The 26,105-nt window shown below is 69.2% G+C and carries 22 protein-coding genes and 2 pseudogenes; 12 read left to right on the plus strand and 12 right to left on the minus strand.

All coding sequences use genetic code 11. The annotated features are described in order from the left end of the window. Nucleotides 1-5: 5 nt before the first annotated feature. The 3 genes from ACHMXA_RS11080 to ACHMXA_RS11090 form a co-directional block, all read right to left on the minus strand. Entirely contained in the window at nt 6-491 is a 486-nt protein-coding gene (locus ACHMXA_RS11080; RefSeq protein ID WP_176664427.1) for a helix-turn-helix domain-containing protein, read from the minus strand. A 78-nt stretch (nt 492-569) separates the two neighbouring features. Then, a complete protein-coding gene (locus tag ACHMXA_RS11085) occupies nt 570-1,823 on the minus strand; it encodes an MFS transporter (protein ID WP_176664428.1) in 1,254 nt (417 codons plus the stop codon). Nucleotides 1,824-1,834: 11 nt separating this feature from the next. Continuing rightward, a complete protein-coding gene (locus ACHMXA_RS11090; RefSeq protein ID WP_218088170.1) occupies nt 1,835-2,368 on the minus strand; it encodes a GNAT family N-acetyltransferase in 534 nt (177 codons plus the stop codon). A gap of 49 nt (nt 2,369-2,417) precedes the next feature. Here ACHMXA_RS11090 and ACHMXA_RS11095 point away from each other — a divergent pair, with 49 nt between their 5' ends. Beyond that, entirely contained in the window at nt 2,418-3,341 is a 924-nt protein-coding gene (locus tag ACHMXA_RS11095) for a LysR family transcriptional regulator (RefSeq protein ID WP_176664429.1), read from the plus strand. A 24-nt stretch (nt 3,342-3,365) separates the two neighbouring features. Here the strand turns inward: ACHMXA_RS11095 and ACHMXA_RS11100 are convergent, their stop codons facing one another. From ACHMXA_RS11100 to ppc, 4 genes and pseudogenes are all read right to left on the minus strand, one after another. Further along, a complete protein-coding gene (locus ACHMXA_RS11100; protein WP_176664430.1) occupies nt 3,366-4,619 on the minus strand; it encodes an MFS transporter in 1,254 nt (417 codons plus the stop codon). 180 nt (nt 4,620-4,799) lie between these two features. After that, nucleotides 4,800-5,342 carry a hypothetical protein gene (locus ACHMXA_RS11105; protein WP_176664431.1) on the minus strand — a complete coding sequence of 181 codons (543 nt, stop codon included), beginning with the start codon at nt 5,340-5,342 and terminating at the stop codon, nt 4,800-4,802. 4 nt (nt 5,343-5,346) lie between these two features. Then, the gene (locus ACHMXA_RS11110) at nt 5,347-5,748 is read right to left on the minus strand and encodes a GFA family protein (RefSeq protein WP_176664432.1); all 402 of its coding nucleotides are present in this window, start codon (nt 5,746-5,748) and stop codon (nt 5,347-5,349) included. 92 nt (nt 5,749-5,840) lie between these two features. Beyond that, a pseudogene (ppc, locus tag ACHMXA_RS11115) lies at nt 5,841-8,685 on the minus strand (phosphoenolpyruvate carboxylase). 103 nt (nt 8,686-8,788) lie between these two features. Between ppc and hemC the strand changes: the two are divergent. From hemC to ACHMXA_RS11135, 4 genes are read left to right on the plus strand one after another with little or no spacing between them, the layout of a single operon-like run. After that, nucleotides 8,789-9,694, plus strand: coding sequence for a hydroxymethylbilane synthase (hemC, locus tag ACHMXA_RS11120; protein ID WP_256098953.1), 906 nt, complete (start codon nt 8,789-8,791; stop codon nt 9,692-9,694). Between the two features lie 16 nt (nt 9,695-9,710). Then, a complete protein-coding gene (locus ACHMXA_RS11125; protein ID WP_176664435.1) occupies nt 9,711-10,484 on the plus strand; it encodes a uroporphyrinogen-III synthase in 774 nt (257 codons plus the stop codon). Then, nucleotides 10,481-11,578: a uroporphyrinogen-III C-methyltransferase gene (locus tag ACHMXA_RS11130; protein ID WP_176664436.1), complete on the plus strand. Its 1,098-nt coding sequence runs from the start codon at nt 10,481-10,483 to the stop codon at nt 11,576-11,578. The genes ACHMXA_RS11125 and ACHMXA_RS11130 overlap by 4 nt, the downstream gene beginning before the upstream one ends. A gap of 10 nt (nt 11,579-11,588) precedes the next feature. Next, nucleotides 11,589-12,872: a heme biosynthesis protein HemY gene (locus ACHMXA_RS11135; protein ID WP_176664437.1), complete on the plus strand. Its 1,284-nt coding sequence runs from the start codon at nt 11,589-11,591 to the stop codon at nt 12,870-12,872. A gap of 76 nt (nt 12,873-12,948) precedes the next feature. Here the strand turns inward: ACHMXA_RS11135 and ACHMXA_RS11140 are convergent. Continuing rightward, nucleotides 12,949-14,450: pseudogene (locus ACHMXA_RS11140) on the minus strand (MFS transporter); the annotation flags it as partial. Between the two features lie 118 nt (nt 14,451-14,568). Here ACHMXA_RS11140 and ACHMXA_RS11145 point away from each other — a divergent pair. Beyond that, nucleotides 14,569-15,444 carry a LysR family transcriptional regulator gene (locus tag ACHMXA_RS11145; protein ID WP_176664439.1) on the plus strand — a complete coding sequence of 292 codons (876 nt, stop codon included), beginning with the start codon at nt 14,569-14,571 and terminating at the stop codon, nt 15,442-15,444. A gap of 56 nt (nt 15,445-15,500) precedes the next feature. Here ACHMXA_RS11145 and ACHMXA_RS11150 read toward each other — a convergent pair whose 3' ends face one another. Beyond that, nucleotides 15,501-18,713 carry an Rne/Rng family ribonuclease gene (locus tag ACHMXA_RS11150; RefSeq protein ID WP_176664440.1) on the minus strand — a complete coding sequence of 1,071 codons (3,213 nt, stop codon included), beginning with the start codon at nt 18,711-18,713 and terminating at the stop codon, nt 15,501-15,503. Between the two features lie 553 nt (nt 18,714-19,266). On the opposite strand from ACHMXA_RS11150, the gene ACHMXA_RS11155 reads away from it, so the two are divergent. From ACHMXA_RS11155 to ACHMXA_RS11170, 4 genes are read left to right on the plus strand one after another with little or no spacing between them, the layout of a single operon-like run. After that, nucleotides 19,267-20,364, plus strand: a complete 1,098-nt coding sequence (locus ACHMXA_RS11155; protein ID WP_176664441.1) for an RluA family pseudouridine synthase — start codon at nt 19,267-19,269, stop codon at nt 20,362-20,364. Next, a complete protein-coding gene (locus tag ACHMXA_RS11160; protein WP_176664442.1) occupies nt 20,357-21,028 on the plus strand; it encodes an HAD family hydrolase in 672 nt (223 codons plus the stop codon). Before ACHMXA_RS11155 ends, ACHMXA_RS11160 begins: the two co-directional genes overlap by 8 nt. A 14-nt stretch (nt 21,029-21,042) precedes the next feature. Then, nucleotides 21,043-21,414: a Rieske 2Fe-2S domain-containing protein gene (locus ACHMXA_RS11165; protein WP_176664443.1), complete on the plus strand. Its 372-nt coding sequence runs from the start codon at nt 21,043-21,045 to the stop codon at nt 21,412-21,414. A 1-nt stretch (nt 21,415) separates the two neighbouring features. Further along, the gene (locus tag ACHMXA_RS11170; protein WP_176664444.1) at nt 21,416-22,432 is read left to right on the plus strand and encodes a S49 family peptidase; all 1,017 of its coding nucleotides are present in this window, start codon (nt 21,416-21,418) and stop codon (nt 22,430-22,432) included. Between the two features lie 114 nt (nt 22,433-22,546). Here the strand turns inward: ACHMXA_RS11170 and ACHMXA_RS11175 are convergent, their stop codons facing one another. Genes ACHMXA_RS11175 through ACHMXA_RS11185 form a run of 3 tightly spaced genes read right to left on the minus strand, consistent with a single transcriptional unit; the run spans nt 22,547 to nt 25,058 of the window. Continuing rightward, nucleotides 22,547-23,704 (minus strand): MFS transporter, encoded by a 1,158-nt coding sequence (locus ACHMXA_RS11175; protein WP_176664445.1) that lies wholly within the window; start codon nt 23,702-23,704, stop codon nt 22,547-22,549. A gap of 2 nt (nt 23,705-23,706) precedes the next feature. After that, entirely contained in the window at nt 23,707-24,480 is a 774-nt protein-coding gene (locus ACHMXA_RS11180; protein ID WP_176664446.1) for an SAM-dependent methyltransferase, read from the minus strand. After that, complete coding sequence (locus ACHMXA_RS11185) at nt 24,477-25,058, minus strand: Maf family protein (protein WP_395320688.1); 582 nt, start codon at nt 25,056-25,058, stop codon at nt 24,477-24,479. The genes ACHMXA_RS11180 and ACHMXA_RS11185 overlap by 4 nt, the downstream gene beginning before the upstream one ends. 91 nt (nt 25,059-25,149) lie before the next feature. Between ACHMXA_RS11185 and ACHMXA_RS11190 the strand changes: the two genes are divergently transcribed. Both ACHMXA_RS11190 and rpmF read left to right on the plus strand, forming a co-directional pair. Further along, entirely contained in the window at nt 25,150-25,707 is a 558-nt protein-coding gene (locus tag ACHMXA_RS11190) for a DUF177 domain-containing protein (protein ID WP_176664968.1), read from the plus strand. Nucleotides 25,708-25,877: 170 nt separating this feature from the next. After that, nucleotides 25,878-26,060 carry a 50S ribosomal protein L32 gene (rpmF, locus tag ACHMXA_RS11195; protein ID WP_007830466.1) on the plus strand — a complete coding sequence of 61 codons (183 nt, stop codon included), beginning with the start codon at nt 25,878-25,880 and terminating at the stop codon, nt 26,058-26,060. Nucleotides 26,061-26,105: the final 45 nt, after the last annotated feature.

Below are 26,105 nucleotides of genomic sequence, written 5' to 3' on the forward strand. Positions count from 1 at the left end.
CTGCTCTACATCGAGGGGCTTCGCGGCTTCGTCACCCTGGCGGTCGAGGGCAGTTTCTTCACGAAGGTCGCGTCCGGATCGAGCGGCCTGCCGTCGCGCGTGCGCAGCTCGACCTTCGGCACCGGCTTGCCGCTGTCGCGCTCGACGAGCACCGAATGCGGCTCGCCCCTGGCGTACAGGTGCGCCTCGCCCCAGTGCCGCAGGCCGACCACCACGGGGAACAGTCCCTTGCCCTTGGGCGTGAGCACGTATTCCTGGTAGGCCGATCCGTCGGAGGCGGGCACGAGTTCGAGCACGCCTTCCTGCACCAGGTTCTTCAGCCGGTCCGACAGGATGTTCCTGGCGACGCCCAGGCTCTGCTGGAACTCGCCGAAGCGCTTCATGCCGTCGAAGGCATCGCGGATCACGAGCAGCGACCACTGGTCGCCCACGATGTCGAGCGCGCGTGCCATCGGGCATGCATCGGCCTTGAGGCTTTTTCGTTGGGCCATGGGTTTCTTTCCGAAGCAGGGCAGGTTCGGTCGATACTGCCATTCGGTTTTATTTTAAAACCCAGACGGAAAGGCCCCCTATCGGACAGCGACGTGCGCGCGATGCAGCCGGGCGAAGCGCGCGATCATCAGTGGACCCAGCAGCGCGCCCAGCCCGGCCGAACTCCATGCGGCGGCCCAGGCCTGCGTGCTGCCGATGCCGAAGCTGGCCTGCCCCCAATCGAGCGCAAGGCCGAACACCCAGGGGCTGAGCGCACCCGCGCCGAAGCCCATCACCGAGCGCACCGAGAAGGCCACGCCCAGCCGGTGCGGCGCCACAACGTCGGCCAGCGCGGTCGAGTAGACCGACGAATCGGCGATGGCCAGCAGGTTGTAGACCGCCGCGGCCGCCGCCAGCAGCCACAGCGGCCAGCTCCACATCCAGCCGAAGGCGAAGGACATGCAAAGGCTCGCGACGGTCGCGATCATCATCACCCGCGCACGCCCCAGCCTGTCGGAAGCCGCGCCGCCCGCGATGCTGCCGAACACGCTCACCAGATGCGCCAGTGCCGCCAGCGCGATGCCGGCGCCTTGCCACGACGACGCCATGCCTGAGGAAGCGACCAGATACGCCGGCAGCCATGCCCACAGCGCCATGAGCTCCCAGCAATGGAAGGCGTAGGCCCAGTTACCGGCCATCGCGGGTTTGTCGCGCACCGTGGCGGCCAGGGCGTGCAGGGTGCCTTCGCGGACCGCGCCGGGCGCTCGTGGCGACGGCCGGCGCATGCGGCGCAGCGCGTGCGCAGTGAGCACCGTGCCCGCAACGGTGCAGGCCGCCGCCGCCAGCAGCCCCAGCCGCCACTGCTGCAGATGGCTGAACGTCGCCACCACCGCGAGCGAGAGTGCGTAACCCATCGACGACGATCCAATGAAGAGCCCCATCGCGCGCCCGCGCACGGCGGGCTCGGTGTTGTGCGCCAGCAGCTGCAGCCCTGGCGTGTACGAGGCGCCCGCGCACAGCCCGGCAAGGCCGTAGAGCAGCATGGCCGAGAGATGGTCGTGCGCAAAGAGCGCGAAGGCGAGCGCAGCCGCCGAGCTCACCGCACTGCCCGCGAGGAAGATGCGATGCGGCCCGTAGCGGTCGGCCAGCAGGCCCGCCGCAAAGAGCGAGCTCATGTAGCCCACGTGCCAGGCGCTCTGGATCGAGCCGGCCTGCGCAGCCGTCATGTGCCAGTCGGCCATCGCGAACGGCAGCACACCCGAGTAGGCGGTGACGATCATCGACTGCAGCAGCCGGCTCGCGCACAGCAGCGCCAGCCAGCCGCGCGCGGGGCCGGCGGTGTCGCCCGACATGACGGCGGGCCTCAGCGCAGGGCGCGCTGCATCAGCACGGTGTCGACCCAGCGCCCGAACTTGAATCCGATGTCGCGCAGCACGCCGACCTGCGCGAAGCCCAGGCTCTCGTGCAGCCGCAGCGAGCCCGTGTTGGCACTGCTGCCCACGCAGGCGACCATCTGCGTGAACCCGGCGTCGGTACAACGCCGGATCACTTCGCGCAGCAGCGCCTTTCCGATGCCGTGGCCGTGCATGCCCTGCGCGACGTAGACCGAGTCTTCCACCGAGTGCCGGTAGGCCGAGCGGGCGCGGTAGGCGGTGGCGTAGGCATAGCCGGCGACCTCGCCGTCGAGCAGCGCCACGAGGTAGGGCATGCCGCGCGCGATCACGTCGGCGCGGCGCTGCTGCATCTGTTCGACGGAGGGCACTTCCTCCTCGAAGGAGCACAGGTCGTGCAGCACGTAGTGGCTGTAGATGGATTGAACGGCCGCCATGTGATGCGGCATGGCGTCGAGGATCTCGACCGTGGCGGAAGCGAGCGGAGCAGGGGATGGCGATGACATGGCCCCGATCTTGACGATGCCTCATCGATAAGTGAAGCTTCGCCAGCCTATGCAAGGCATGAGAAAAACTTTGGATAAATCGCTCAACCTCGACCAGCTGCGGTCCTTCGCGCTGGTCATCGAAACCGGCAGCTTCTCGGCCGCCGCCGACAGGCTCGGCCTCTCGCAGCCGGCCGTGAGCCTGCAGATCCGCCAGCTCGAACGCCGTCTGGCGGTGCGCCTGGTGGAGCGTGTCGGCAAGCGCGCGCAGGCCACGCCGGCGGGCATGGAGCTGCTGCGCCATGCGCAAAACATCGAGACCGCGGTGGAGAACGCCATCGACGCGCTCGCCGACCACGCCAGCGGCGTTGCCGGTCGCGTGCGGCTGGGCACGGGCGCGACGGCCTGCCTGCATTTCCTGCCTGCCGTCTTGCGCGGGTTGCGCGAGCGCTTTCCCGAGCTCGGCGTGGTGGTCAGCACCGGCAACACCGAGGACCAGGCGCGCAAGGTGGAGGAGAACAGCCTCGACCTCGCGCTGGTCACGCTGCCCGCGGCCGGGCGCTCTCTGGCGGTGATGCCTGTGCTCGACGACGAATTCGTCGCCATCGGCCGGCACGACCTCGCACCGCTGAAGGCGAAGGTCTCGCCGCACGATCTGGCCGGCTTGCCGCTGGTGCTTTTCGAGCCCGCGGCCAACACGCGCAAGCTGGTCGACCGCTGGTTCGCCGCCGAGGGCCTGCAGCCGCAGCCGGTGATGGAACTGGGCAGCGTGGAGGCGATGAAGGAGATGGTGGCTGCGGGGCTGGGCTACGCCATCGTGCCCGGCATGGCGATGACGGGGCGCGGTGCGCACCCGGAGCTGAAGGCCAGCCAGTTGAATCCGCGCATGCACCGCGCGCTGGCGATCGTGGTGCGGCGCGACAAGCCCGTCAGCAAGGCCTTGCGGGTGGTGCTGGATGCGATCGCGGCGGCCGGGAAGCCCGGCCGCCGCTGACTGCGAAGTAGCTGCTGCTCGTGCTTACTCGGGCACGGCGGCAAGTGCAGCGCCGCCGCGCGCACGGCCCAGCGTGCCGACGATCAGCGCCGCGATCAGCACCAGCACGCCGCTGAGCACCATCGCGCTGGAGATGCCGAAGTTGTCGACCGTCACGCCGCCGATCAGCGCGCCGGAGGCGATCGCCACCTGGAAGCCGCTCACCAGCAGGGCCTGGCCGGCTTCGGGTGCGTCGGGCACCGCTTCCATCATCCAGCCGGTGAGCGCCACCGGGATCAGGCCGAAGGCGACGCCCCAGATCACGACCACCACCGCGCCGGGCACGAAGCCCGAGCCGATCACCGTCGTCAGCAGAAGCGCCGTGGCGAGCATCAGCGCCGCCAGCAGGGTGGTGCCGCGCACGCTGCGCGCCACCAGGCTGCCGCCGAGGAAGGTGCCGACGAAGCCCACCGCGCCGTACACCAGCAGCAGCGTCGACACCGAGTTGGGCGCGAGGCCGAACACCTGCTGCAGCAGCGGCTTCAGGTAGGTGTAGGCCGCGAAGTGGCCGGCGATGAAGAACAGCACCGCGAGCAGACCCACCTGCGCCATGCGGCGCGTGAGCGGCGTCAGCAGGTCGCGCGCACCGATGGCGCGCACCGGCGGAATCGACGGCAGCAGCCACAGCTGCACCAGCAGCACCGCGGCGGCGAGCGCGCCCGTCACCGCGAACGATGCGCGCCAGCCGAACAGCGTGCCCAGGAAGGAGCCGGCGGGCACGCCGAGCACCGTGGCGGCCGACACGCCGGCCAGCACGATCGACATCGCGCGCGCCTGCGAGGCATGCGGCACCAGCTGCGTGGCGGCGGCGGGCGCGAAGGTCCAGAAGCCGCCCACGCACAGGCCGAGCAGCAGGCGGGCCACCAGCATGGTGGCGAAATTGGGCGCGAAGGCCGCGAGCAGGTTCGACGCGATCAGCAGCGTGGTGAGCGCGATCAGCACGGTGCGGCGGTCGAGCTTGCCCGAAGCGACGATGAGCGCCGGCCCGGCGAAGGCGGCCAGTACGCCGGGCATGGTGACCATGAGGCCGGCCGTGCCGTCGGAAACGTTGAGGCCGCGTGCGATGTCGGTGAGAAGGCCGATGGGCATGAACTCGGTCGACACCATCGCGAATGTGCCGACGGCGATGGAGCCGACGGCGAGCCATGCGGAGCGCGAGGCCGGCACGGGCGCTGCCGCGGACGGCGCAGGCGCCCCGAGCTCGTCGATGCACGGGTTGCTGCTGGGTGAATTCATCATGATGGGGGTTGTCCTTTGGAGCGTCGGCGCCGGCGCGCGCACCGATGCCGTTGAAGAGGCGTCGAGTGTGCGAGCCGGCGCCTGCGCGACAAAGGGGCCGTGCGGCAGCAGACAGTTTCCCGGGGACGAACAATGGGCCCTTTTGATGGCTATCGCCATCCACGGGGCCGTTGCGACGGCCTAAGCCAGCGCGGGCCGCAGCTCCAATATGCGGCCATCGGCCACGAAGGAATCGCCGATCAGTACGCGAAAGTTCGTACCGGGCTGGAAGCGCGACAGCGCGGCGGCTGGCGAGAGGAACTCGACCTCGAGCGCGGCCGGCTTGCCGCGCTCCAGCGCATCGCCCGCGGGCACCATCCAGCGCGCAGAGAAGCCTTCCTTGTCGAGCACCAGCGCGCAGCGGTATTCGCCCGGCGCAATGGGCGTGTCCTGCGAGGGCAGGGCAGGCTTGCGGAAGGTGATCTCCGCGAGCGCGGCCGGCGTGAAGGCACCCAGCGCATCGAAGCCGGGAGGTGCCGCCGGCGGCTTGCGGCGCGGCCACTTGCCGATCAGCCACGCGATCACGTTGCCGATGATCGGCACCCACAGCACCATCAGCAGCGTCGCGATGTCGCGCGTGGTGGAGCCCGGTGCCGCGTAGTGCCGCACCACCGCGCCGCCCACCGCCACGCACAGCAGGATGGCGACGATGAGCCTGCGGCGAGAACCGATCTTCGTGCTCATGCGTTCATGCCTTGGCCGGCGGCGCCTCGGGGAAAGACGGAATCTCGCTCGCGTGGTCGAGCCACGGCACCTCGTGCGAAGTCCAGATGTGCGAGGCGGGGCGCTGGCCCGGGTCGTCGTCGAGCGAGCCCAGGCGCAGGATGACCTGCGGCTTGTCCACCCACTCGGCCACGAGGTGCGTGCCGCAGCGCGTGCAGAAGTGGCGCAGCTTGCCGGGCGTCGATTCGAAGGAGCCGATGGCTTCTTCGCCGGCGGTCCAGCGGAAGTCGGCGCGGTCGACGCGCGCGGTGGTGGTGAACGCGGCGCTGTGCGCCTTGCGGCAGGTCTGGCAATGGCAGTGAGCGATGGGGCCGGCGAGGCGCGCGGCTTCGTACCGGACGGTGCCGCAGAGGCAGGAGCCTTTCATGGCGTTCTCTTTCGGTGGATGGGGCTGCGAGTCTATGCGCGCCGCAAACGACGACGGGCCCCGAAGGGCCCGTCCCGGCTCGCGCGGTGGCGTCAGCCCGTGTTGCGCAGCCCCGCCGCCACCCCGTTGATCGAGATGTGGATGCCGCGCTGCAGCCGCTCGCCGCCATCGCCCGCGCGATAGCGCCGCATCAGCTCCACCTGAAGGTGGTGCAGCGGATCGATGTAGGGGAAGCGATGGCGCACCGATCGCTGCATCTCGGCGTTGCCTTCGAGCCGCTGCTTCGCGCCGGTGATGAGCGAGAGCGCGTCGGAGGTGCGGTGCCATTCCGCATCGATCATCGAGAACACCTTCTGGCGCAGCTTGCGGTCGGTCACCAGCTCGGCATAGCGCGAGGCCAGTGCGAGGTCGCTCTTGGCGAGCACCATGTCCATGTTCGACAGCAGCGTGCGGAAGAAGGGCCACTGCGCGTACATGCGCTGCAGCAGCGCCTGGCGCTCCTTGCGGCCGGCCGGGTTGCCCGCTGCGGCCAGGAACTGCTCCACGCCCGAGCCGAAGCCGAACCAGCCCGGAATCGTGAGGCGGCACTGGCCCCAGCTGAAGCTCCACGGCACCGCGCGCAGGTCGTCGATCTTGTGGCTGGGGTTGCGCGAGGCGGGGCGCGAGCCGATGTTGAGCTCGGCGATCTCGCGGATCGGCGTGGAGCCGAAGAAGTAGTCGCCGAAGCCCGGCGTCTCGTAGACCAGCTTGCGGTAGGCCGCCATGCTCGCGGCCGAGAGTTCGCTCGCGGCGGAGAGGAAATTGGCAGGCGCCGACTTGCCCTGCGGCAGCAGCGTGGCTTCGAGCGTGGCGGCCACCAGCGTTTCGAGGTTGCGCCGGCCGATCTCGCGGTTGGCGTACTTCGAGCCGATGACTTCGCCCTGCTCGGTGAGCCGGATCTGGCCGCGCACCGTGCCGGGTGGCTGCGCGAGGATGGCCTGGTAGCTCGGACCGCCGCCGCGTCCTACCGTGCCGCCGCGGCCGTGGAACATGCGCAGGCGGATCGGGTTGGCCTTCTTCTTGTTCAGTTCGTCGAAGAGCGACACCAGCGCGATGCCCGCGCGGTACAGCTCCCAGTTGCTGGTGAAGATGCCGCCGTCCTTGTTGCTGTCGGAGTAGCCGAGCATCACGTCCTGCTCGGCGCCCGAGCGCTCGATGAGCGCCTGGATGTTCGGCAGCGCATAGAAGGCGCGCACGATGGGCGCGGCGTTGCGCAGGTCCTCGATGGTCTCGAACAGCGGCACCACGATCAGGTCGCAGGTCGCCTTGCCGTCCATCGCGCCGCGCAGCAGGCCCGCTTCCTTCTGCAGCAGCAGGGCTTCGAGCAGGTCGCTCACCGTCTCGGTGTGGCTGATGATGTAGTGGCGGATGGCGGCGGCGCCGTAGCGCGCACGCGCGGTGCGCGCGGCCGCGAAGATGGCCAGCTCGCTCTTCGCGAGCGGCGAGTAGTCGGCATCGGGCACGCGCAGCGGCCGGGCGTCGTCGAGCAGCTTGAGCAGCAGCGTCTGCTTGGCCTCTTCGGCCAGCGATGCATACGAGGGCTCGATGCGCGCGGTGGCCAGCAGCTCGGCGATCACGGCCTCGTGCTTGTCGGAGCTCTGGCGCAGGTCGACCGTGGCCAGGTGGAAGCCGAACACCTCCACCGCGCGGATCAGCGGCAGGAGGCGCGGCGCGGCCAGCACGCTGCCGTGCTTTTCCTCCAGCGACTCGGCCACCGTGCGCAGGTCGGCCAGGAATTCTTCCGCGCTCTTGTACGGGTTCTGCGGTGCGACGGCGTGCCGCGCGGCCTCGCCGCCGGTGAGCTCGCGCAGCGTGGCCGCCAGGCGCGCATACACGCCGGTGAGCGCGCGGCGGTAGGGCTCGTCCTTGCGGTGCTCGCTGGTGTCGGGCGAGCGCTCTGCGAGTGCCTGCATTTCCACCGACACGTCGACCAGCGTGGCCGACAGCGACAGCTCGCCGCCGAGGTAGTGCACTTCGGTGAGGTAGTAGCGCAGCGCCAGCTCGCACTGGCGGCTGAGCGCGTATTCGAGCGTCTCGGCCGTGACGTTCGGGTTGCCGTCGCGGTCGCCGCCGATCCACTGGCCCATGCGCAGGAAAGGCGCGACCGACGGCACATGGCCGCCCTGTGCCAGCGCCTTTTCGAGGTCGGCGTACACGCGCGGAATCTCGCGCAGGAAGGTGGCTTCGTAATAGCTCAGCGCGTTCTCGATCTCGTCGGCCACGGTGAGCTTGGAGAAGCGCAGGATGCGCGTCTGCCAGATTTGCGTGACGCGGGTGCGGATCTGCGTTTTCGTTCTCGGCAAACTCCAGCGGCGTGAGCGTGTCCTTGCCCGAGGCATAGGCGCTCTGGCGCAGCCGGATCTCGTCGCGCACCGTCAGCAACTGGGCGATGGCGCGTTCGGCATCGAGGATGCTCTTGCGCTGCACTTCGGTAGGGTGCGCGGTGAGCACCGGCGAGACATAGCTGTGGGCCAGCGAGGCGACGATCTCGTCGGGCTTCACGCCGGCCTTGCGGATGCGCGCGAGCGCGGTCTGCAGGTCGCCCTCGACGCTTTCGCCGGCGCGCTCGGTCTCGGTGCGGCGGCGGATCTGGTGGCGGTCCTCGGCAAGATTGGCCAGGTGGCTGAAGTAGGTGAAGGCGCGGATCACGCGCACCGTCTCGGCGGCGCTCAGCCCCTTGAGCAGGTTCTTCAGCGCCCGGTCGGCCGCCTGATCCGCATCGCGGCGGAAAGCCACGGAGAGAGTGCGGATCTTCTCGACCAGTGCATATGTCTCTTCTCCCTCCTGCTCCCGGATCACGTCGCCGAGGATCCGGCCCAACAGCCGGATGTCTTCGATCAGAGGCTGGTCTTCGGCCTGGCGGCGCTTGGGCGGAGCAGGTGTCTTGCTGGCTTTCATTCGATGTTTGTCCTGGACTTCTTGAATGGAGTGCCGTCTTCGTTGTTGCGGCGCAACATGCTAGCATTCCCTCGGTTTGGAACACGTACTTTTGGGACCGGTCTTGAGCAATATCGTCATCGCCACGCGCGAAAGCAGACTGGCACTGTGGCAAGCCGAACACGTGCAGTCGCTTTTGCAAGAAAGAGGCCACGCCGTCAGCCTGCTGGGGCTGACCACCACCGGCGACCAAATCCTCGACCGCACGCTCAGCAAGGTGGGCGGCAAGGGGCTCTTCGTGAAGGAACTCGAACTCGCGCTCGAGGAAGGGCGCGCCGACATCGCAGTCCATTCGCTGAAGGACGTGCCGATGGACCTGCCCGAAGGCTTCGTGCTGGCCTGCGTGCTGGAGCGCGAAGACCCGCGCGACGCGCTCGTCTCTCCCCGCTTCGATTCGCTCGACGCGCTGCCGCAGGGCGCCGTGGTCGGCACCTCCAGCCTGCGCCGCGTGGCACTGTTGCGCGCGCTGCGGCCCGACCTTCGCATCGAACCGCTGCGCGGCAACCTCGACACCCGCCTGCGCAAGCTCGACGAAGGCCAGTACGACGCCATCGTGCTGGCGGCGGCCGGTCTCAAGCGCCTGGGGCTGGAAAGCCGCATCCGCGTGGCCTTCGACGCCGACACCATGCTGCCCGCCGCGGGGCAGGGTGCGCTCGGCGTCGAAGTGCGCGCCGACCGCAAGGACCTCATCGAACTGCTGGGCTCGCTGGCCCACAGGGGCGACTGGCTCTCCACCGCCGCCGAGCGCGCCGTGAGCCGCGCGATGGGCGGCAGCTGCTCCATGCCGCTGGCGGCCCATGCGCGCTGGCAGGCCGACGGCGCGCTGCGCATCGATGCCGCCTGGGGCGATCCCGAAGGCAACGTGCCGCTGGTGAAGGTGCATGCGCTGGCGCAGGCCGGCGACTTCGCCGAGGCCGACGCGCTCGGCCAGCATGCCGCGGCGCTGCTGCGCGCAGCCGGGGCCCACTGATACCGGTGGTCGTCGTATGACCGGCCGTCCCGTCATCGTCACGCGGCCGGCGCGCGAGGCCGCGCAATGGGTGAGCGATCTGCGCGGTGCAGGTATCGACGCGGTGGCGCTGCCGCTCATCGTGATCGAACCCGCCACCGACGTCGAGCCGCTGCGCGCGGCATGGCGGCAGATCGCCGACTACGCCGCGCTGATGTTCGTTAGCGCCACGGCGGTCGAGCATTTCTTCCAGCACAGGGGAGCCGCCGATTCGCTGGCAGGTCGCCGCTTCTGGGCCACGGGCCCCGGTACGAAGCGCGCCTTGCTGCGTGCGGGCGTGCCGCCCGAGTCCATCGACGCACCGCCGCCCGAGGCCACGCGCTTCGATTCCGAGGCGCTGTGGGAGCGCGTCCACGCGCAGGTGTCGAAGGGCGTTCGCATGTTGATCGTGCGCGGCGGCGACGAAGCCGGACGGCCCGCGGGACGCGACTGGCTTGCCAACGAGGTCGATGCAGCGGGCTGCCTTCGCGACACCGTGGTGGCCTATCGCCGGCTGCCGCCATCGCTGGATGTCGTACAACGCACGCTCGCGACCGACGGCGCCGAAGGCCGCGCGATCTGGCTCTTCAGCAGCTCCGAGGCCATCGGCAATCTGCAGCGCGCGATGCCCGGCGTGCAATGGCATGCCGCGAGCGCGGTCGCCACGCATGCGCGCATCGGCGAAGCCGCGCGGGCTGCGGGTTTCGGGACGTTGCGTGTATGCACACCGCTGCTGGAGGCGCTGGTCGCGTCTATAGAATCCTTGGCATGAGCGCCGCGTCCCCCACAGACGATCTTCCTTCTTCCCCATCCGCTGCCACGGCGCCGGTGCCCGCCCCGCTGGCACCCCACCAGGCACCTGCCGCGCAGGCCGCGGGCGCGCTGCTTCTCTCCCGCATCGGATTCGGCCTCGTGGCCCTCGTGGCGCTGGCCGCATTGCTGATGTCGATCGCGCTGTGGCAGAAGGTCGGCGGCATGAAGGAGCAGCTCGCGCGCCAGAGCGCAGACGCCATTGCGCAGTCGATGGAAGCGCGCACGCTGGCACGCCAGGCCAGCGACACGGTGCGCGATGCCTCGGCGCGCGTCGCATTGGTCGAGACCCGCGTGACCGAAATCGCGCTGCAGCGCTCGCAGCTCGAGGAACTCATCCAGAGCCTCTCGCGTTCGCGCGACGAGAACCTCGTGGTCGACATCGAGTCGGCCGTGCGCCTCGCCCTGCAGCAGGCGCAGGTCACGGGCAGCGTCGAGCCGCTGCTGGCCGCGCTGAAGGCCGGCGACACCCGCATCGCACGCGCCGCGCAGCCGCGGCTCGCTCCCCTGCAGCGCGCCATGCAGCGCGACGCCGACCGCCTGCGCGCCAGCGCCAGCAACGACGGCGGCGAGGCGCTGCAGAAGCTCGACGAACTGATGCGCAACGTGGACGACCTGCCCACGCTCAACGCGGTGGCCGTTCGCGGCACCGGCACCAACGCCTGGCAGCCCGAGCCCATTCCCGCCGACGCGCCCTGGTGGCGCCGCGTGCTGCTCACCGTGCAGGGCGAGGCCCGCTCGCTGGTGCGCGTCGGCCGCATCCAGACCCCCGAGGCGATCCTGCTGGCGCCCGAGCAGTCGTACTTCCTGCGCGAGAACCTCAAGCTGAAGCTGCTCAATGCGCGCCTGTCGCTGCTGTCGCGGCAGATGGAAGCCACGCGCAGCGAGCTGTCGCAGGTGACGGCTTCGCTCAACCGCTACTTCGACCCCGCGTCGCGCCGCACCCAGGCCGCGGCCACGCTGCTGCAGCAGCTGCAGTCCCTGGTGAAGACGACCGAGCCGGTCCGCATCGACGACACGCTGTCGGCACTTGCCACCGCAGCGGCAGGACGGTGATCGGACATCCATGCGCGCAGCAATCTGGCTTCTCGCCCTCTTCGCCGTCGCCGCGGCAGTCGCTCTCTTCGCAGGCAACAACCAGGGCACGATCACCGTGTTCTGGCCGCCGTGGCGTGTCGATCTTTCGCTCAACCTCGTGCTCGTGATCCTGCTGGTGGTCTTCGTGCTGCTGCATGCGGCGCTGCGTGCGCTCGCCGCGCTGTTCTCGCTGCCGAAGCAGGCGCGCCAGTGGCGGCTGCAGCAGAAGGAGCGCACGCTGCATGCGGCACTGCTCGACGCGATGGTGCAGCTGATTTCCGGGCGCTTCTCGCGCGCGCGCAAGGCCGCTCAGGCGGCGCTCACGCAGGAGAAGACGCTGGCCGCGCTCGGCGCCAGCCTGCCGCAGGCGCAGCAGGTTCGCGTGCTGTCGCACCTGCTCGCCGCCGAGAGCGCGCAGGCGCTGCAGGACAAGGCGGCGCGCGACGCGCATCTGCAGCAGGCCCTCAACGAAAGCGTCGACCGCACCGTGCTCGCCAGCCCCGAGACGCGCGAGGGCGTGCAGCTGCGCGCGGCGCGCTGGGCGCTCGAAGACCGCGACGCAGCCGCCGCGCTCGCACGGCTCGAAGAGCTGCCACAGGGCGCCCAGCGCCGCACGCTCGCGTTGCGCCTGCGGCTGAAGGCGGCGCGCCAGGATCGCCGCACGCTCGAAGCGCTCGAAACCGCGCGCCTGCTGGCCAAGCACCGTGCCTTCTCAGATGCGGCTGCGCAGAGCATCGTGCGCGGCCTCGCCACCGAGCTGCTGTCGGGCGCGCACGATCCCGCGCAGCTGCTGCGTGCGTGGAGCGAGCTCGACGCCAACGAGCGCGGGATGCCCGAGGTGGCGATCCACGCCGCCCAGCGCATGGTCGCGCTGCGTGGAGACCTTGCGCTCGCGCGCGGCTGGCTGCTGCCGGCATGGGAACGCATGGTGGCCAATCCGCGCGGCCTGGGCGACGCATTGCGCGTCAAGCTGGCGCGCGCGCTCGAAGCGGGGCTCGACTCGGTGGATGCCGACTGGCTGGCGCGCATCGAAGCAGCGCAGCGCAGCAACCCGCGCGACCCGAACCTGCAGTACCTCGCCGGCATGGCCTGCATGAAGCGCCAGCTCTGGGGCAAGGCACAGCAGCTGCTGATGCAGGCCGGGCTCGGACTGCAGGACACGGAGCTGTATCGCCGCGCCTGGCTGGCGCTCGCCAGGCTGGCCGAAGACCGCGACGACGCCGAGCAGGCGGCTGAGGCCTGGAAGCGCGCGGCGCAGGTCGAGAACAGCTGAATCTCCGCCGGGCCCCGTCAGGGGCAGGCGGGCTTTTCAGGCCCGGCGCCGGTTGCGTCGACCGCTTTCCGCTACCGAACACGAGCCAGCTGACGCCGGCCAGCACCCACACGCCGACGCCGCCGTAGAGCATCACCAGCCCGAAGCCGTGCACCAGCGCCGCGTGCACCGTGGCACCCGACGGGTCGGCCTGCGACAGCACCGGAAAGGCTTCGCCGAGCGACGCGAAGCTGCCGGCCGCGATCTTCTCCGCCAGCGAGCGCAGCTGGAGCGCGTCGAGCGACGCGGAAAGCGCGCCACGCAGATGCGCATGAATCCCTTCGAGCAGCACGAAGCCCATCAGCGCGATGTTGATGGCCAGCGTGATGAGGCGCGCGCTCATGTCCATGCCCGACGCCATGCCCGCACGCGCGCTCGGCACCGAGCCGGTGGTGGTGTTGGTGACGGGCGTGTTGGTCAGGCCCAGTCCGATGCCGGCCAGCAGGCAGCCCGGCAGCATCGTCATCCAGCTCGCGTGGCTCACGCCGCTGCCGTAGCGCATCGCGATGAAGCCCAGCCCGATCACGAACAGGCCTGCGGGGATGACGACGCCCGGCCGATAGCGCAGCGACAGCCGCTCCGCGAGCGGCGGCAGCGCCAGCGTGGGCAGCGTGTAGGCCAGCAGCGCCGAGCCGGCGACGACCGCGTCGTAGCCCAGCGCGCCCTGGAAGTAGATCGGCAGGTAGATCATGAAGGGCCAGAAGCTGAAGTTCATGCCGATGGAGCCGATGATCGAGCCCGAGAAGTTGCGGATCCTGAAGACCGAGAAATCGAACATCGGATGCGGGTTGGTCTTTTCCACCCACAGGAAGAGGGCGAAGCTCGCGGTCGACGCAACGGCGATGCCGATGGCCAGCGGGCTGGTGAAGCCCAGGCCCGGCCCCTGCGTGATGAAGCAGGTCAGCCCCAGCACCGCGAGCGACAGCGTGACGATGCCGGGCAGGTCGAGCCGCTGTGCATCGGGGTCGCGCGACTCCTGCACGCTGCCGAGCACGAGCGCCACCGCCAGCACGGCCAGCGGCGCATGGACCAGGAACACCCACTGCCAGCTCGACAGCGCCACGATCGCGCCGCCGATGATCGGCCGAAGCCCAGGCCCATGCCGAAGACCACGCCCCAGGTGGCGAAGGCACGGCTGCGCTCCTTGCCTTGCTGGAACTGGTGCGAGAGCGCCGCGAGCTGGCAGATCAGCATCGCGCCGCCGCTCAGGCCCTGGAGGAAGCGCGCGACGATCAGCACCGCCGCGTTCTGCGCGAGCCCGCAGGCCAGCGAAGCGAAGCCGAACAGCACCACGCTGACGACCAGGATGCGCTTGCGGCCGTAGCGGTCGGCCAGCGTGCCGGCGGCCATCAGCACCGTGGTGCAGGCGATGGTGTAGGCGTTCATGATCCACTGCATGTCGCTGAAGTCGCCGTGCAGTGTTTTCTCGAGCGTGGGGAGGATGACCGGCACGCTGGAGATCTCCAGGCCGAACATCATGGCAATGAGGCAGATCGCGGCCAGCGCGACGCGGTTCTTGCCGGTGTGGGAGAGAGGCATCGGAGTCTTTCGAAGAGTCCCTGGTCGGGAAGTCCGGGCGATTCTGTGGAAAGTCTCTTCATGATGGAAATGATTTAATTTCCTAGAATCCATGAACAGTCATCATTTATCTGACGCCATGGATTTCGACCCCGCACTGCTGCGCGCCTTCGTGGCCGTCAAGGAAACCGGCGGCTTCACGCGTGCCGCCCAGCGCCTGCATCTCACGCAGTCGGCCGTGAGCCACCAGATCCGGCGCCTGGAAGAACAGGTGGGCCGCCCGCTGCTGCATCGCACGACGCGCCGCCTCACGGTGACGGAGGACGGTGAGGACTTCCTGCGCTACGCGCAGCAGATCCTCGAAACGCTGGATGCGATGACGCGGCGCTTCCAGCCTTCGCCGATCTCCGGCGTGGTGCGCTTCGGCGCCCCGGACACTTTCATGGGCGAGCGGCTGCCGCCGCTGCTGTCGCAGTTCGCGCGCTCCTTTCCCGCCACGCGCATGGAGGTCAGCGTGAGCATGCACCTCGACTTCCGCGCCATGATCCGCGCGGGCGAGCTCGACCTGGCGGTGGTGATGTCGCCGCCGGGCTGCGAGGAGGGCACGCGGCTGCGCCGCACGCAGCTGGTGTGGGCGGCGGCCGAATGCTTCGAGCCGAAGCCGGGCGCATCGCTGCCGCTGGCCTTCTTTCCGAAGCCCTGCGTCAACCGCGAGGTGGCGGCCGGCGCGCTGGATGCCACTTCGCGCGACTGGCACGTGGTCTTCACTTCGGCGAGCCAGCACGGCATTCGCGCGGCAGTGCTGGCCGGGTTGGCCGTCACGGTGCTCACGCGCGAGGACGTGGAGCCGGGCATGAAGATCGTCGACGGCCGCTACGGCCTGCCGACTTTGCCGAGCGTGGACTTCTCGCTGATCTGGAGCGAGAACGGCAGGACCGAATGCGCCTGCAGGTTCGGCGAGCTGATCCTGGAGATGCCGGAGCTGCCGGAACCGGCGGCACGAGACAAGGTTTAGCAGGGCATAAAAAACGGCGCCACGGGCGCCGTTCTTCATTTGCGAGGGTGCGTCGCTCAGTGCGGACGCTGCCCTTGCTGCTGCTGTTCGAACGGCAGCGACATCGAACCGAGGTCGCGGCGGGTTTCGACCAGCACCAGCGGACCTTCATCCAGCACGACCACCGGCGGGCGCTCACGCGGCACGTGCACCGGCTTCGGCTCGGCCTCGATCGCGGCGCGCGCCTGGGCGATGCGCTCGGCGTCGGAGTTGACCCACTGCAGGCCAGAGCCCTCGGCGATCTGCGCGAGCTCGGCCAGCGGCAGTTCGAAAGGCTGGACCTTGGGCAGGGCACGGCCGTTGGCGGCTGCGGGGGCCTTGGCGGAGGCGCTTTCGGCAACCACGATCTGCTCGGCCGCAGCAGCTGCGACGACAGGCGCGGGGCGCTCGGCGCGAACCTGCTGCTGCGGTGCCTCGCGGACTTCCGCGGCGACGGCAACGGTCTCGGCCACTTCGATGCGCTCGGACGCCAGCGGCAGTTGCTGCTCGGGCTCTTGCGAAGAGGAGAAGCCTTCGGCAGCCACGGCTGCGCCTGCTTCGGCTTCTTCACGCGGACCGCGCTCGCGGCGGTCGCGGCCGTAGCGGTCGCGCGAACGGCCGCGGCGCTCTTCGCCGTCGCGGCGCTCTTCGCCGTCGCGGCGCGGTGCCTGTTCGCCGCTGCCGTTGACGGCGGCTTCGCTGCCTTGCTCGGCATCGGCTGCGGCGGCTTCGGCGCCGCGTGCATCCGCTTCGGCTTGCACGGCATCGTTGCGGCGTTCGCGGCGGCCGTCGTTGCGGTCGTTGCGTTCGCCGCGCGGTCCGCGCTGCTCGTCGCGGCCGTTGCGGGGCTGGCGTTGCTGCTCGCCCTGGGCGGCGCCTTCGCCGGCTTCGGCGGCGTTGCGTTCGCGGTCGCCAGTGCGTTCGCCACGCTCTCCGCGCTCATTGCGCTCATTGCGCTCGCCGCGTTCGCGACGCTCGCCACGGGCGCGCGGTGCGCGCTCAGCTGCGTTGCCTTCCTCGCCTGCGACAGCACCTGCCAGTTGCTGGGCTTCGAGGTTGGTGCCATCGAGCGCATCGGCCGGCAGCACGCTGTTGCGGCCCTCGCGACCTTCGCCTTCGCGGCGCTCGCCGCGTCCGTTGCGGCGCTGTTCGCCGTCGCGCGGTGGGCGTGCCTCACGTGCTTCACGCGGCTCGCGTTGTTCGCGCGACTGGTTGTTGGCGCCTTCGTTGCGCTGTTCGTTGCCACGGCCCTCGCCGCGGCCTTCGCGGCGCTCGCCACCACGGCCGCCGCGGCGTTGTTCGCCGTCGCGACCGCCCTGGCGTCCGCCGTTCTCGCCACGGCCCTCGCCACGTTCGCCGCGGCCTTCGCCGTTGCGGCCGCCACGGCGCTGTTCGCCGTCGCGCGCGCCGCCGCGGGTTTCGCCGTCACGGCCGGGGCGGCCGTCGCGGCGGGGCTTCGGTGCCTCGACCGGGATGGGGGCCGGCGCGGGAGCGGCGGCAGGAGCCGGCGTGCCGCCGAACAGGTTCTTGATCCAGGCGAAGAAGCCGGTCTGCGCCGGAACGGGCGCGCTCACCACGGGCGGAGCGACCGGTGCCGGTGCGGCGGGAGCGCGCACGGCTTCGGGCTTGGGCGGCACCACGGGAGCCGGCGCGTCGGGCAGCACGCCCTTGATGACCGGCGTCTGCTTGTTGGTGGGCTCCTGCGAACGGCGGGTGACCGAGGTCGGGTCCTCGATCTCGTCGGCCATCTTGTAGCTGGCCTCGATGTGGTCGAGACGCGGATCGTCGTGCTTCAGGCGCTCGAGCTTGTAGTTGGGCGTCTCGAGCGTCTTGTTGGGCACCATCAGCACGCTCACGCGCTGCTTGAGTTCGATCTTGGCGATCTCGGTGCGCTTTTCGTTCAGCAGGAACGACGCCACTTCCACCGGCACCTGCACGTGCACGGCGGCGGTGTTGTCCTTCATGGACTCTTCCTGAATGATGCGCAGGATCTGCAGCGCGCTCGATTCGGTGTCGCGGATGTGGCCCGAGCCGCCGCAGCGGGGGCAGGGGATCGACGAGCCTTCGGACAGCGCCGGCTTCAGGCGCTGGCGGCTCATTTCCATCAGGCCGAACTTGCTGATCGAGCCGAACTGCACGCGGGCGCGGTCTTGCCGGAGCGCGTCGCGCAGGCGGCTTTCGACTTCGCGGCGGTTCTTCGACTCGTCCATGTCGATGAAGTCGATGACGATCAGGCCGCCCAGGTCGCGCAGGCGCATCTGGCGGGCTACTTCGTCGGCGGCTTCGAGGTTGGTGCGGGTGGCGGTTTCCTCGATGTCGCCGCCCTTGATGGCGCGCGCCGAGTTCACGTCGACCGAGACCAGCGCCTCGGTGTGGTCGATGACGATGGCGCCGCCCGAGGGCAGCTGCACGGTGCGGGCGTAGGCCGACTCGATCTGGTGCTCGATCTGGAAGCGGCTGAACAGCGCCGCGTCGTCGCGGTAGCGCTTCACGCGCGAGGCATGCTCGGGCATGACGTGCGCCATGAACTGCTGGGCCTGGTCGTAGATGTCGTCGGTGTCGATCAGGATGTCGCCGATGTCGTGATTGAAATAGTCACGGATGGCGCGGATGACGAGCGAGGATTCCTGGTAGATCAGGAAGGCGCCCTTGCCGCCCTTGGCCGCGCCGTCGATGGCGCTCCAGAGCTTGAGCAGGTAGTTCAGGTCCCACTGGAGTTCGGGCGCCGAGCGGCCGATACCGGCGGTGCGCGCGATGATGCTCATGCCCTTCGGGTACTCGAGCTGGTCCATCGCCTCCTTGAGTTCGGCGCGGTCGTCGCCCTCGATGCGGCGCGAGACGCCGCCGCCACGGGGGTTGTTCGGCATCAGCACGACGTAGCGGCCGGCCAGCGAGATGAAGGTGGTGAGGGCGGCGCCCTTGTTGCCGCGTTCTTCCTTTTCGACCTGGACGGTGAGTTCCTGGCCTTCGCGGATCGCGTCCTGGATGCGAGCCTGGCTGGCCGACACGCCTTCAGCGAAATACTGCTTGGAGATTTCCTTGAACGGCAGGAAGCCGTGGCGGTCTTCGCCGTAGTCGACGAAACAGGCTTCGAGCGAGGGCTCGACGCGCGTGACGACCGCCTTGTAGATGTTGCCCTTGCGCTGTTCGCGCCCTTCGATTTCGATTTCGTAGTCGAGCAGTTTCTGCCCGTCGACGATGGCCAGGCGGCGTTCTTCGGCCTGCGTGGCATTGATCAGCATCCGCTTCATGATGCGTTGTCCTTATATGTATCGTTCTACAGGCCCTTGACGAGCCAACGATGCACGGACGACGCCCGCGAAACCAGGGAATTGCCGCTTGGGCCCCGGATGCTGTCGCTGCCGCGCAGGGCGCGGGCAGGCCCCTCGAGCGTTAGCTCAAGAAGACAGCCGGGGTGGGGGCGCGTGGATGGGCGCGAGCCAGATTCGGTGTTGGGTGGCTATCTTTTTGATAGCCGGTTGCGCAAGGGTGGAGCGCGCTGCGGACGATGGAATGGCCGAAGCCACTGGCGCAAGCCAGTGCAGGCACATTCGAATCAGCAGCATCAACACAACAAGGGACTCGCTTCGATCCGCCGACAGCTTGGAAGCTGCAGGCTGGGGTATTCCGTATCGGTGTTTCGTGGGTGTCGGCTTGACTTGGGCGCCTGGTCTGCCACTTTGCGCGATTGCGCGGGGTTTGCAGCTCGGCGCCAAAGCGGCATCGACCTACCTGCGCCGCCCTGGGTATTTGATGGCAGTGGACTAAACTTCTGTCTAATCAAGCACTTACACGACCGCGCTGGTGAAAAACATTATAGGTGCGAAGCAAAGCCCCGCGGCTGCTCGAAATCCCGCAGGCCGCGAGGCCTCAGGCGAGCCAGGGGCGCCGCATTCGGCCATCAGATTCCTCACGGTCGACGCCGAATCCGCCGGGCAGCGGCTGGACAACTTCCTTTTCCGCCATCTGAAAGGCGTTCCGAAGACGCACGTCTACCGGATCATCCGGTCGGGCGAGGTGCGCATCAACAAGGGCCGGGCGCAGGCCGAAACCCGCATCGAGGCCGGCGACGTGCTGCGGCTGCCGCCGATCCGCATCTCGCCGCGCGCGGAAGAGGATGCGGCCCCGCCCGCGCCGGCGCGCGAATTCCCGGTGCTGCTCGAAGACGAGTTCGTGCTGGCCGTCGACAAGCCGGCCGGCGTGGCCGTCCACGGCGGCAGCGGGGTGAGCTTCGGCGTGATCGAGCAGCTGCGCACGGCGCGGCCCGCGGCGAAATTCCTGGAACTGGTGCACCGGCTCGACCGCGAGACCTCCGGCATCCTGCTGCTGGCCAAGAAGCGCAGCGCGCTGGTCGCGCTGCAGGACCAGTTCCGCGAGCGCGAGACCGGCAAGACCTATCTGGCGCTGGTCGAAGGCGACTGGCCGGCCAACAAGAAGGTGCTCGACGCGCCGCTTGCCAGATATCTGCTGCCCGACGGTTCGGCCGGCGCCGGCGAGCGCCGCGTGCGCGTGGTCGCCAAGGATCACCCGGACGCCATGCGCGCCGTCACGCTGGTGCGAGTGCTCGCGCGGCTTTCGCTGCCGGGCGAGTCGGCTCCGATGTCGCTGCTGGCGGTCACGATCAAGACCGGCCGCACCCACCAGATCCGCGTGCACCTCGCCTCGGCCGGTCATCCGATCGCGGGTGACGACAAATATGGCGAATCCGCGCGCCAGCGCGCGCTTCACAAGCTCGGCCTCAGGCGCATGTTCCTTCATGCGTGGCGGCTGCAATTCAATCACCCGGCCAGCGGCGAACGCGTGGCGCTGCAGGCTGGCCTGCCGCCCGAATTGCTCGCGCTGATGCCGCCAGCCGCCCTCGAGGCGATGGCCCGACACCCCACTCCCACGGCTCATGACTGATTCCAACAGACCCCTACGCTTCGACCTGATCGCATTCGACTGGGACGGCACGCTCTATGACTCCACCCGCCTGATCGTGCGCTGCATCCAGGCGGCGGTGATCGACGTCGGCGGCGCCAAGCCGAGCGAGAACGACGCAGCCTGGGTGATCGGCCTCGGCCTGGCCGAGGCGCTCGCGCGCGCGGCGCCCGACGTGCCGAAGGAGAAATACCCCGAGCTCGGCGCGCGCTACCGCTATCACTACCTGCAGCACCAGGACGACCTGGTGCTGTTCGACGGCGTGCTGCAGATGCTCGATGCGCTGCGCGAGCGCGGCCACAAGCTGGCCGTGGCCACCGGCAAGTCGCGCCGCGGCCTCAACGAGGCGCTGAAGTCCGTCGCGCTGCGCGACCGCTTCGACGCCTCGCGCACCGCCGACGAAACCTTCGGCAAGCCGCATCCGCGCATGCTGCTGGAGCTGATGGAAGAGCTCGACGTGCCGCCCGAGCGCACCCTGATGATCGGCGACACCACGCACGACCTGCAGCTCGCGCAGAACGCCGGCTGCTCCAGCGTGGGCGTGAGCTACGGTGCGCACGAGCCGGCGAGCTTCGATGAATTCAAGCCGCTGCACGTCGCGCACTCGGTGGCCGACCTGGAACGCTGGCTCCTCGACAACGCCTGAATGAAGATGCCGCCATGAGCGATCAGGAACGCATTCCGCTGTGCAACGCCTCCGACCTGGCCGAAGGCGGCCTGGCGGTGCCCTTCGACGTGGTCTATGGCGGCGAGACCTGCCGGGCCTTCGCCATACGCTTCGAGGGCCAGCCGCATGCGTTCCTGAATCGCTGCAGCCACGTCGCGATGGAACTCGACTTCCAGCCCGACCGCTTCTTCGACGACACGGGCCAGTGGCTGCTGTGCGCGACGCACGGCGCGGTCTACAGGCCCGACACCGGCGAATGCGCGGGCGGCCCGTGCCGCGGCGGCCTCGTGAAGATCGCGCTGAGCGAGCATGACGGCGTGGTGCACTGGCATACTGACTGGAACCTCCACCCCCTGACTTTCTGACATGACCGACCCGAACCGAACCGAACCCTCGGGGTTCGAACCATTTGAGCGGGCCCCTTCCACGAACATGGCCAAAGATCCCACGCAGCGTCCCGGTTGGGAGCGCGCCACTCTCGAGAAGCTTGCCTTCGCATCGCTGAACGAACAGAAGGCCGCGCGCCGCTGGAAGACCTTCACGCGACTGGCCTGGCTGGCCTTCTTCGTCTTCCTGGCCTGGGCCGCGTTCTCGCGCAGCACGCCTAGCGCGGCCAAGAGCACGGCCCACACGGCCGTCGTCGAGATCAAGGGCGAGATCGCCAACGGCGGCGACGCGAGCGCCGAGTTCGTGGTTGCCGCGATGAAGACGGCCTTCGAGGACGAGGGCGCCAAGGGCGTGGTGCTGCTGATCAACTCGCCCGGCGGCAGCCCGGTGCAGGCCGGCATCATCAACGACGAGATCAAGCGCCTGAAGGCCAAGTACAAGAAGCCGGTGTATGCCGTGGTCGAGGAAACTTGCGCTTCGGCGGCCTATTACATCGCCGCGGCGGCCGACAAGATCTACGTCGACAAGGCCAGCATCGTCGGCAGCATCGGCGTGCTGATGGATGGCTTCGGCTTCACCGGCGTGATGGAAAAGGTCGGCGTCGAGCGCCGCCTGCTGACGGCCGGCGAGAACAAGGGCTTCCTCGACCCGTTCAGCCCGATGAGCGACGCGCAGCGCGCGCACGCGCAGACCATGCTCAACCAGATCCACACGCAGTTCATCAACGTGGTGAAGGCCGGCCGCGGCGATCGCCTGAAGCTCGACACGCCCGGCCTGTTCAGCGGCCTCTTCTGGAGCGGCGAGCAGGCCGTCGAGTACGGCCTGGCCGACCAACTCGGCAACGTCGACTACGTGGCGCGCGAAGTGATCAAGGCCGAAGAGGTGATCGACTACACCCGGCGCGACAACGTGGCCGAGAAGCTGGCCAAGAAGTTCGGCGCGGCGATGGCCGAGACCACCGTGCGCCTGATGCACACCACCCCGGCGCTTAGGTAGACCCCCGGGCTTCGCGCACTACTTCGTGTCGCTTCGCCAACCCCCCTTGCAGGGGGCAACACCAGAGGCCCGGCAAAGCCGGCTCCTCGGTGTTTCGCGAAGGATTCAGTTTCCCTATTGGCTAGTGTGGTTGCCAGCGGCCGTGTAGCGCGCCGATGCCGCCAGCGCCGCGGCGAAGACCACCACCACATAGAGCGCGGCCGTCAGCGAGGTCGCCCGCGCCAGCAGCCCGATCACTGCCGGGCCCGCCATGAACCCCAGATAGGCCAAGGCCGAGACCGACGCGATGCCGCGCGCGGGCTCGATGCCCGGCACCTTTGCCGAGGCGGAGAACAGGATTGGCACCACGTTCGCGAAGCCGACGCCCACGCCGGCGAAACCGACCAGCGCCAGCCAGGGCAGGTCGGTGATGAGCACCATCGCCATGGAAACCGCCGCCAGCAGGCCGCTGCCCAGAAGCAGCGCAGCCGGTGAGAAGCGGGCGCGCAGTGCGTCGCCGCCGAAGCGCGCGGCGGCCATCGCGGCCGAGAAGCTCGCGTAGGCCAGCGCGGCCTGTTGCTGCGGACTGCCGATCTCCTGCTGCATATAGAGCACGCTCCAGTCGTAAATGGCACCTTCGGCGATCAGGCCCAGCGCGGCGAGCACACCCAGCACCGCGAGCGTGCCTTTGGGCAGCAGGAAGCCGTGGTCGACCTCGGTTGCGCCGCTGGTAGCCGGCCGGGGCAGCATGCGCAGCGAGGCCAGGGCGACGAGCAGCATCATCGCGGCCGCGACCAGCAGCAGGTGCGCCTGCGCACCCAGGCCGGCCGCGAGCGCGGCGCTGCCGCTGGCGGCGCCGGCCATGCCGCCGAGGCTGAACATGCCGTGCATGCCGCTCATCAGCGGCGTGTCTCCGTGAAGTTCGAGCTGTGCAGCCTCGGTGTTGATGGACACGTCGAACACGCTGGTCACCAGCCCGAACGCGGCCAGCAGGAGCAGCAGGGCGGCATAGCCCGGCATGACGATCAGGCCGGCCAGCAGCAGTGCGTAAACGGTGCCGCAGATGCCGGCCACGCGGCGCGGGCCGTGGCGGCCGATCCAGCGACCCGCGCTGGTCAGTCCGAACATGGCGCCGGCGCCGGCTGCGAGCATGGCCAGGCCCAGCTGTGCCTCGTCGATGCCGTAGTGCGCCTTGACCGTGGGCACGTGCACGCCCCAGGTCGCGAAGATGAAGCCGGCTGCGAAGAACTGCGCACGCGAAGCCCACCGCGTGGCTGAAGTGATGGCCACCATGGTCAGCGGCCGATCGCGAACACGGCGGGCAGGCGTTCGTCTGTCGTGGGCTGGGGCTTCACGGCGCGCCAGGACTTGACTGTCTCGCTGCGCACCTGGGCGTTGGCGAGCGTCAGTCCGCGCGCCACGGCGAGGCGGGTGTTGTGCTGCAGCGTCTGCACCAGCGCCTGCAGCAGTGCGGCGTTGCGATAGGGCGTCTCGATGAAGAGCTGCGTCTGGCCCGACTTGAGCGCCAGCGTCTCCAGCTCGCGGATTCGGGCCTGCCGCTCGCCCGCGTCCTGCGGCAGATAGCCGACGAAGGCGAAGTTCTGGCCGTTGAGCCCGCTTGCGGCCAGCGCGAGCAGCAGAGAGACGGGGCCGGTCAGCGGAATGACGGCAAGGCCGAGGTCGTGCGCGGCGCGCGCCACGGACGAGCCCGGATCGGCCACGGCCGGCATGCCGGCTTCGCTCATCAGGCCGACGTCGTGGCCTTCGAGGGCTGCGGCGAGCAGCGGTCGGGCGTCGAACTGGCCGGCGTGATCGCCTTTCTTGTGCACTTCGCGCGGCAGTTCCTGGATGTTCTGCGCCTGCAGGGGGGCGGCGAGCGGCGCGACGGCGTCGATGCGCTTCAGGTAGGCGCGCGCGGACTTGGCGTTCTCGCAGATCCAGTGCGTGATCTTGGCGGCGGTCTGCAAGGTGCCCAGCGGCACGGCGTCCTGCAGCGGGGCTTGCGCTTCGCAGCCGAAGTCGAGCGGCGCGGGAACGAGGTAGAGCTTGCCCTTTTCCTTCTGCGTCATAGGAGGTCGACCCCCGCGGCGCGCAGCATCCGGCACGTTCTTATCAGCGGCAGGCCGACCAGCGCGGTCGGGTCGTCGCTGTCGATGGCGTCCAGCAGCGCGATGCCCAGGCCTTCGCTCTTGGCGCTGCCGGCGCAGTCGTAGGGCTGTTCGGCCTGCAGGTACTGCTCGATGGCGTCATCGCCGAGGTCGCGGAACACCACGCGCACGGGGGCGATGTCGCGCTGGACGAAGCCGGTTGCCTTGCAGACGACGGCCACGGCCGTCTGGAAGACCAGCGTCTGGCCGCGCATGCGGCGCAACTGGGCGGTGGCCCGGGCGTGGTCGCCGGGCTTGCCCAGCGCTTCGCCGGCGAGGTCGGCCACCTGGTCGGAGCCGATGACGACGGCTTCGGGAAAGCGGGTGGCCACGGCGTTGGCCTTCTCGAGCGCGAGGCGCACGGCGAGGTCGTGCGGTGTTTCGCCGGGCAATGGCGTTTCGTCTACTTCCGGCGAGTGCACGTCGAAGGGCAGGTGCAGGCGGGAGAGCAGTTCGCGGCGGTAGCGCGAGGTCGAGGCGAGGATCACGGTGCGTTGCATGGGGGCGATTGTGCGTGAGGCGTCCAAAACCCTCGGTCATGCCCCATTCCCCCCATGCCGACAGGGCGGCCGGCGCGCTAGACTGGCGCGGATGAAGAGAGAATTCGCCCCCGAACGGCTCAATGTGCCCGGTTTCGCCGCTGCGGCAGCCACGCTGGAAGCCGCCGATCCGGTCCCGAAATACGAACGCCTGGTCGCCGAACTGGCCGCTCCCGCACCCGACGCGGTGGTGAACTGGACGGCCCATGGCGAGGAGCGCCCTGGCGCTGACGGCAAGCCGGTACCCTGGATGCACCTCGAGGCGGAGGCCACCGTGCCGCTGGTCTGCCAGCGCTGCCTGTCGCCGGTGGATACCTCGCTTGGCGTGGATCGCTGGTTCCGCTTCGTGGCCAACGAGGAAGTCGCCGAGGCGGAAGACGAGGAATCTGAGGAAGACCTGCTCGTCGTCAGCCGGGATTTCGACCTGCATGCCCTGATCGAGGACGAGCTTCTGATGGAAATCCCCGTCATGCCGGCCCACGACGTCTGTCCGACGCCCGTGCAGCTTTCGTCGAGCGACGAAGACTTCAAGGCCGCCGAAGAGGCCAAGCCGAATCCCTTCGCAGTGCTCGGCGCGTTGCGTTCGCGCAAGCCGGAAGAGGGAAAGTAGCCCTTTCCCGCAGGCTGGGCTATAATCATGGGCTTCGCGCGCGCCGCCGTGAGCAGCGGTACACGAAACGACCAAGGGGAAAAGGGCATTCCATGCATGCCGCCCGGTTTCTTGTATCGCCACCGCTTGAGCCCGCATCCAATCACCAACCTTACAGTCCAGGAGCCATCATGGCCGTCCAGCAAAACAAGAAGTCGCCTTCCAAGCGCGGCATGCACCGTTCCCACAACGCCCTGGTCGTTCCCGGCATCGCCGTGGAGCCGACCACTGGCGAAACCCACCTGCGCCACCACATCAGCCCCAACGGTTTCTACCGTGGCCGCCAGGTGCTCAAGAACAAGTCCGAAGCCTGATTTCGCATCCCAAGGCCAAGGCCCGAAGCTACTTTTGCCGTAGCG

Source organism: Variovorax sp. UC74_104 (assembly GCF_044055375.1).
Classification (GTDB): Bacteria; Pseudomonadota; Gammaproteobacteria; order Burkholderiales; family Burkholderiaceae_C; genus Variovorax.

Excerpts from the sequence above, each read along its gene's own strand:
- ACHMXA_RS11080 (WP_176664427.1), bottom strand. The coding sequence starts at position 491 with ATGGCCCAACGAAAAAGCCTCAAGGCCGATGCATGCCCGATGGCACGC.
- ACHMXA_RS11085 (WP_176664428.1), bottom strand. The coding sequence starts at position 1,823 with ATGTCGGGCGACACCGCCGGCCCCGCGCGCGGCTGGCTGGCGCTGCTG.
- ACHMXA_RS11090 (WP_218088170.1), bottom strand. The coding sequence starts at position 2,368 with ATGTCATCGCCATCCCCTGCTCCGCTCGCTTCCGCCACGGTCGAGATC.
- ACHMXA_RS11095 (WP_176664429.1), top strand. The coding sequence starts at position 2,418 with ATGCAAGGCATGAGAAAAACTTTGGATAAATCGCTCAACCTCGACCAG.
- ACHMXA_RS11100 (WP_176664430.1), bottom strand. The coding sequence starts at position 4,619 with ATGATGAATTCACCCAGCAGCAACCCGTGCATCGACGAGCTCGGGGCG.
- ACHMXA_RS11105 (WP_176664431.1), bottom strand. The coding sequence starts at position 5,342 with ATGAGCACGAAGATCGGTTCTCGCCGCAGGCTCATCGTCGCCATCCTG.
- ACHMXA_RS11110 (WP_176664432.1), bottom strand. The coding sequence starts at position 5,748 with ATGAAAGGCTCCTGCCTCTGCGGCACCGTCCGGTACGAAGCCGCGCGC.
- ACHMXA_RS11125 (WP_176664435.1), top strand. The coding sequence starts at position 9,711 with ATGACCGGCCGTCCCGTCATCGTCACGCGGCCGGCGCGCGAGGCCGCG.
- ACHMXA_RS11130 (WP_176664436.1), top strand. The coding sequence starts at position 10,481 with ATGAGCGCCGCGTCCCCCACAGACGATCTTCCTTCTTCCCCATCCGCT.
- ACHMXA_RS11135 (WP_176664437.1), top strand. The coding sequence starts at position 11,589 with ATGCGCGCAGCAATCTGGCTTCTCGCCCTCTTCGCCGTCGCCGCGGCA.
- ACHMXA_RS11145 (WP_176664439.1), top strand. The coding sequence starts at position 14,569 with ATGGATTTCGACCCCGCACTGCTGCGCGCCTTCGTGGCCGTCAAGGAA.
- ACHMXA_RS11150 (WP_176664440.1), bottom strand. The coding sequence starts at position 18,713 with ATGAAGCGGATGCTGATCAATGCCACGCAGGCCGAAGAACGCCGCCTG.
- ACHMXA_RS11160 (WP_176664442.1), top strand. The coding sequence starts at position 20,357 with ATGACTGATTCCAACAGACCCCTACGCTTCGACCTGATCGCATTCGAC.
- ACHMXA_RS11165 (WP_176664443.1), top strand. The coding sequence starts at position 21,043 with ATGAGCGATCAGGAACGCATTCCGCTGTGCAACGCCTCCGACCTGGCC.
- ACHMXA_RS11170 (WP_176664444.1), top strand. The coding sequence starts at position 21,416 with ATGACCGACCCGAACCGAACCGAACCCTCGGGGTTCGAACCATTTGAG.
- ACHMXA_RS11175 (WP_176664445.1), bottom strand. The coding sequence starts at position 23,704 with ATGGTGGCCATCACTTCAGCCACGCGGTGGGCTTCGCGTGCGCAGTTC.
- ACHMXA_RS11180 (WP_176664446.1), bottom strand. The coding sequence starts at position 24,480 with ATGACGCAGAAGGAAAAGGGCAAGCTCTACCTCGTTCCCGCGCCGCTC.
- ACHMXA_RS11185 (WP_395320688.1), bottom strand. The coding sequence starts at position 25,058 with ATGCAACGCACCGTGATCCTCGCCTCGACCTCGCGCTACCGCCGCGAA.
- ACHMXA_RS11190 (WP_176664968.1), top strand. The coding sequence starts at position 25,150 with ATGAAGAGAGAATTCGCCCCCGAACGGCTCAATGTGCCCGGTTTCGCC.
- rpmF (WP_007830466.1), top strand. The coding sequence starts at position 25,878 with ATGGCCGTCCAGCAAAACAAGAAGTCGCCTTCCAAGCGCGGCATGCAC.